The sequence below is a fragment of the Rhodococcus cerastii genome (assembly GCF_033042195.1).
Classification (GTDB): Bacteria; Actinomycetota; Actinomycetes; order Mycobacteriales; family Mycobacteriaceae; genus Rhodococcoides.
Window position 1 is genome coordinate 228,157 of sequence record NZ_JAWLKF010000005.1, and the last position, 5,117, is coordinate 233,273.

Consider the following 5,117-nt stretch of genomic DNA (forward strand, 5'->3'; position numbering starts at 1 on the left):
GGTGCCGATCACCGTTGTCGTCGTGGACGACCAGGAACTCATGCGCATGGGATTGAACATGGTGCTCGAGGCGCAGGACGACATCGAGGTGGTGGGGGAGGCCTCGGACGGGGCGGGTGCCGTCGAGGCCGTCGCCAGACTGGCACCGGCGGTAGTGCTGATGGACGTCCGCATGCCCGGCATCGACGGCGTCGCCGCCACCCGCAGCATCACCGAATCGGGTTCGGACGCCAAGGTTCTGGTGATGACGACCTTCGATCTCGACGAACACGTCCTCGGGGCACTCCGGGCAGGGGCCAGTGGATTCCTGCTCAAGGACACTCCACCCGAGGACCTGGTCTCCGCGATTCGCAGCGTGGCCGCAGGCGATGCCGTCGTCTCGCCGAAGGTCACCAAGCGTTTGCTGTCGAGGTTCGTCGAGCAGTCCGTGTCGACCACCGATGCCGCCGTTCTCGATGCGCTCACCGGACGCGAGCGCGAGGTGCTGGTGCACTTGGCTACCGGCTTGTCCAACGCCGAGATTGCGACCGCCCTGCATCTGTCCGAGGCGACGATCAAGACTCACATCGGCCGAATCCTGACGAAGTTGGACGTCCGCGATCGAGTCCAGGCCGTCGTCGTGGCGTACGAAACCGGCCTCATCCGGCCGGGTTCCTGAGAATCTGCCGACAAACACGGCAAGTCGGGAGCTATTTCGATGCCCCGCGCGTTGTACCGGTGAAGCGAAGAAAGGACCGTCATGCTCGCTCTGTTCGTACTCTATGTCGTGGTCGAGGTCGCAGCGCTGGTCGCCGTAGGAAGCGCGCTCGGTGTGCTCTGGACCGTCGTGCTGCTGATCGGTGGATCGCTGGTCGGGTCACTCCTCGTGCGATCGCAGGGCAGACGTGTGTTGGACGGTCTGCAGCGGGCATCGCGAGGCGAGCGATCGGCCGGCGGTGCCGTGGCCGACGGCGCTCTCTTCGCCGCAGGGTCGGTCGCGATGTTCGTGCCCGGCCTGGTGACCACGGTGATCGGGTTGCTGCTGTTGATCCCGCCGACCAGGTGGCTACTGCGCCCAGCAGTGATGTGGGCCGCCGCGCGCTGGTTGCCACAGGTCGCTACCGCCACCCGGCGCATGCGCCCCACCGTCATCGACGGTGAGATCCTCGACGACAGCACGCGAGCACCGAATGCATCCGGTTCTGCGCCGATACTCGAGGGACAGGTGATCGAGGCCGACCGCTTCGATCCCGCAGCCGGGGATTTCCGGAAGCCACACCGGTAGGGGCAGACTGGTCGTTCGTGACCACCGAATTGTTCTGCGGCGGACGGATCTACAGTCCGATGGCCTCCGACGCCACCGCCATGGCCGTGACCGATGGAATCGTCAGCTGGATCGGTGAGGACCGCACCGGGCGAGCGCTGCATCCAGGAGTCCGCATCACCGACTTGGCGGGCTCCTTCGTGGCACCGGCGTTCGTCGACACTCACGTGCACGTCACCGATCTGGGTCTGTCGCTGATCGGACTCGATCTGTCCGGCTGCACTTCGCTCGAACACTGCCTGCGGGTGCTCGCCGAACACGCATCATCGTCCTCGGACGCACTGATCTGGGGACACGGCTGGGACGAAACCGGGTGGCCCGAACATCGTGCACCGTCCACAGCCGACCTCGATTCGGCAGCTCCTGGTCGTCCGGTGTACCTCACTCGCATCGATTCGCATTCGGCCGCCGTCTCGACGCCGTTGCGCGTCGCCGCGACCGGTATCGAATCCGTCACCGGCTTCTCGGAGCAGTCCCCACTCACCGCTGCCGCGCATCACCTCGCGCGGCAGACAGCGCGGTCGATGATCACGCCCGACACCCGAAATCGGGCACGAACGGCTGCGCTCGACAGTGCTGCGGCGCAGGGAATCGTCGCAGTCCACGAATGTGCCGGTCCGATCGTGTCGGGTATCGACGACTTCCGTGAACTGATGGCCACCGAACACGGGGTGGAGGTTCGCGGATACTGGGGCGAGCTGGTCGAGACGGCCGAGCAGGCGCGGCAGCTGCTCGGCGACACCGGTGCCCACGGACTGGCCGGCGACATCTTCGTCGACGGCTCGCTGGGGTCGCGGACCGCGTGGCTGTCGTCGCCCTACGCCGACGGCGCCGGATCTGGCGTCCGGTACGAGGACGTCGATGCGATCGCCGAACACATCTCGGCGTGCACGACCGCCGGGATACAGGCGGGTTTCCACGTCATCGGCGACGCGGCTGTGTCTGCTGCCGTCACAGCGTTCGAGCGGGTGGTGGCCGAGCTCGGAACTCCTGCCGTCGCCGCGTGCGGGCATCGGCTCGAACATCTGGCGATGGTCGCACCCGAACAGGCCGACAAATTGGCCTCGTGGGGCGTCATAGCCAGCATGCAACCGATGTTCGATGCCCTGTGGGGCGGTTCGGACGGGCTGTACTCGGCGCGACTCGGCGCAGATCGTGCGTCGGCGCTCCATCCGTTCGCGCGCCTGGCATCGGCGGGGGTGGCGCTCGCATTCGGTTCGGATGCGCCGGTCACCCGACTCGATCCGTGGGCGACGATCAGAGCCGCGGTCAACCACCGCACGCCGGGCAGTGCCATCTCCCCTCGGGCCGCTTTCTCTGCCGGTACCCGCGGAGCGTGGCGTGCGGGCGGAGTCCGAGACGGATTGGCGGGAACGTTGGTGCCGGGAGCGCCCGCGTCCTTCGCGGTGTGGGAGGTCGACGAACTCGTCGTGCGAGCACCGAAGGACAGCGTGCAACGCTGGTCGACGGACCCCCGTGCGGGGGTGTCCCCGTTGCCCGGTCTCGACCCATCGTCCACGAGCCCACGGTGCTCGACGACCGTCCATCGCGGGCAGGTCATCCATGAGAACTGAGTCCGCCTCGGGTGTCGGGGCCGGGGCCTCGTCGGCGGGGCGACTACGACGAGCCTCGATGTCCACTGCACTCTCCGTTGCCGGTGGTGCCCTGATATTCGGGAGCTTTCCTCCGCGAACGCTGTGGTTTCTGGCACCGCTCGGGATCGCGCTGCTGGCCCTCGTCCTGACCGGCTTCGGCGGCCGACGTTCATTGTCGCTGAAAGCGGGATTCGGCTACGGCTGTGCCGCCGGACTCGGATTCTTCGTTCCACTGCTCCCGTGGATCGGGGTCTACGTGGGACCGATGCCCTGGCTGGCGCTCGCCGCCGCCGAGTCCGTCTTCGTCGGCTTGTTCGGAGTGCTCGGTGTGGTCGCAGCACGGAGTGCCTGGTGGCCCGTGTCGATGGCATTGGCCTGGAGCCTGACCGAGTGGCTCAGATCCAGTGTTCCCTTCGGCGGTTTCCCGTGGGGCCGGTTGGCGTTCGGACAACCCGAGGGCTGGCTGCTTCCCTTGGCGAGCATCGGGGGTGCACCGTTGCTCAGTTTCGGTGTGGCACTGACCGGAACCGGAACGGCCGCGCTGCTGGTCGCGGGCAGTCGGCGCGGCGGAGTGCGCTCGTTCCTCGGGCCGGTCGCCGCCACGACGGTCGCGTCCATAGCGGCCGTGGCGCTGCTACCCACGCTGCACAGCAACGACGCACCGGAAGGCGACGAACGGACCGTGACGATCGCAGCCGTCCAGGGAAGCGTTCCGCGTCTGGGTCTGGACTTCAACGCACAGCGGCGAGCGGTGCTGGACAATCACGTCCGTGAAACGATGAGTTTGGCCGCCGACGTCGAGGCAGGCAGGCAACCTGCCCCGGATCTCGTCGTGTGGCCCGAGAATGCGTCCGACATAGATCCATTGAGAAATGCCGATGCCGCAACTCTCATCACACAGGCGTCCGTGGCTGTGGGGGCTCCGATTCTCGTCGGGACCGTACTCGTCAATGCCGATGGCACGAACACGAATTCGGTAATTGCGTGGAACGGTACGGACGGGCCCGGTGAGCGGCACGACAAGAAGATAATTCAACCGTTCGGCGAATACTTGCCATTCCGAAGTTTTTTTCGATTGTTCTCGGAATATGCCGACCGAGCGGGTTATTTCGTTCCCGGTAACGGAAACGGAGTTGTCCGCACCGGGGGAATAGCAGCCGGAATAGCGACCTGCTACGAAGTCGCATTCGACCGTGCCCTCGAGGAATCGGTCCGATCGGGCGCGGAGTTCATCGCAATTCCAACCAACAACGCGACCTTCGGCGACACCGAAATGACCTACCAACAACTCGCGATGTCCAGGGTGCGCGCCGTCGAGCACGGAAGAACTGTCGTGGTGGCCGCCACGAGTGGTGTGAGCGCGATCGTGGCACCGGACGGAGAGGTTCTGCAGGATTCGCCACTCTTCACTCCCGACGTGCTGGTTTCCAGTGTTGTACTGCGACAATCCCTCACCGTCGCGACACGACTCGGCTTCGGATCGGAACTGGTGTTGTGTCTGGCAGCAGTCGCAGCCCTCGGCGCGACGCTCGTGGTCGGGCGCCGCCGCTCCGCCTCCTGAAACAATCGTCGAGTCGGTAAACGGCGGGTCGATCAGAACGACAGGTCCGATACGGGTCGGACAATGCTGTGCGACGCGGCGTGAGCAGTCATTCGTTCGACCGAATAGCGCCTGTTCGGGTGGCACTCGGGGTCACTTCTGTAACAGGCTGGAGTCGGCGATCGATGGTTCTTATGATTACTGCACAAAGGAATCCTGCCGATGTTGTATCTTTGAAAGCCGCTGGGATGCTCGACGCGGAATTTCGGGTCGGCTTTCGGCGGTTGGCCGACGGTCTCGTGTGTGTATGTGAGTGCAGCACGAACGCCGACGTGGTCGAACGTGTCGTACGCCTGGTGGGGAGGGGAGTTCATGTCGGACAGGACGTCGAATTCGAGAGTCACCACGCACTCGGTTTGCGAACTCGAGGTTGGTTCTCTTCGGTAGAACCGTACCCTTTCCCTGTTTCAATCCAGTGGGCCGTGCGCAACGAATCGATACGACGGCATATCACCACCGAACGTGTGTGAATCGACACGAACGCAGACCAGAACGGAAGCCAGAATTGCTCAATCGCGCGCACAGGCCGCCGCGGCTCGACAGTCCGAACCGAACCGAGGTCTCCGGGTCCACCGACCCGATGTCGGCCATCGTGACCGTGCCGTCGAAGGGCAAGTGA

At 65.2% G+C, this 5,117-nt stretch carries 4 protein-coding genes; all 4 read left to right on the plus strand.

The genetic code is table 11. The annotated features are described in order from the left end of the window. Position 1 precedes the first annotated feature (1 nt). Positions 2 to 658, plus strand: a complete 657-nt coding sequence (locus R3P93_RS12815) for a response regulator transcription factor (RefSeq protein ID WP_317533146.1) — start codon at positions 2 to 4, stop codon at positions 656 to 658. Between the two features lie 81 nt (positions 659 to 739). Next, positions 740 to 1,264: an FxsA family protein gene (locus R3P93_RS12820; RefSeq protein WP_094641784.1), complete on the plus strand. Its 525-nt coding sequence runs from the start codon at positions 740 to 742 to the stop codon at positions 1,262 to 1,264. Positions 1,265 to 1,323: 59 nt separating this feature from the next. After that, the gene (locus R3P93_RS12825; protein WP_394855298.1) at positions 1,324 to 2,877 is read left to right on the plus strand and encodes an amidohydrolase; all 1,554 of its coding nucleotides are present in this window, start codon (positions 1,324 to 1,326) and stop codon (positions 2,875 to 2,877) included. 58 nt (positions 2,878 to 2,935) lie between these two features. Beyond that, on the plus strand, positions 2,936 to 4,459 hold the full coding sequence (lnt, locus tag R3P93_RS12830) for an apolipoprotein N-acyltransferase (RefSeq protein ID WP_317533148.1): 1,524 nt from the start codon (positions 2,936 to 2,938) through the stop codon (positions 4,457 to 4,459). Positions 4,460 to 5,117: the final 658 nt, after the last annotated feature.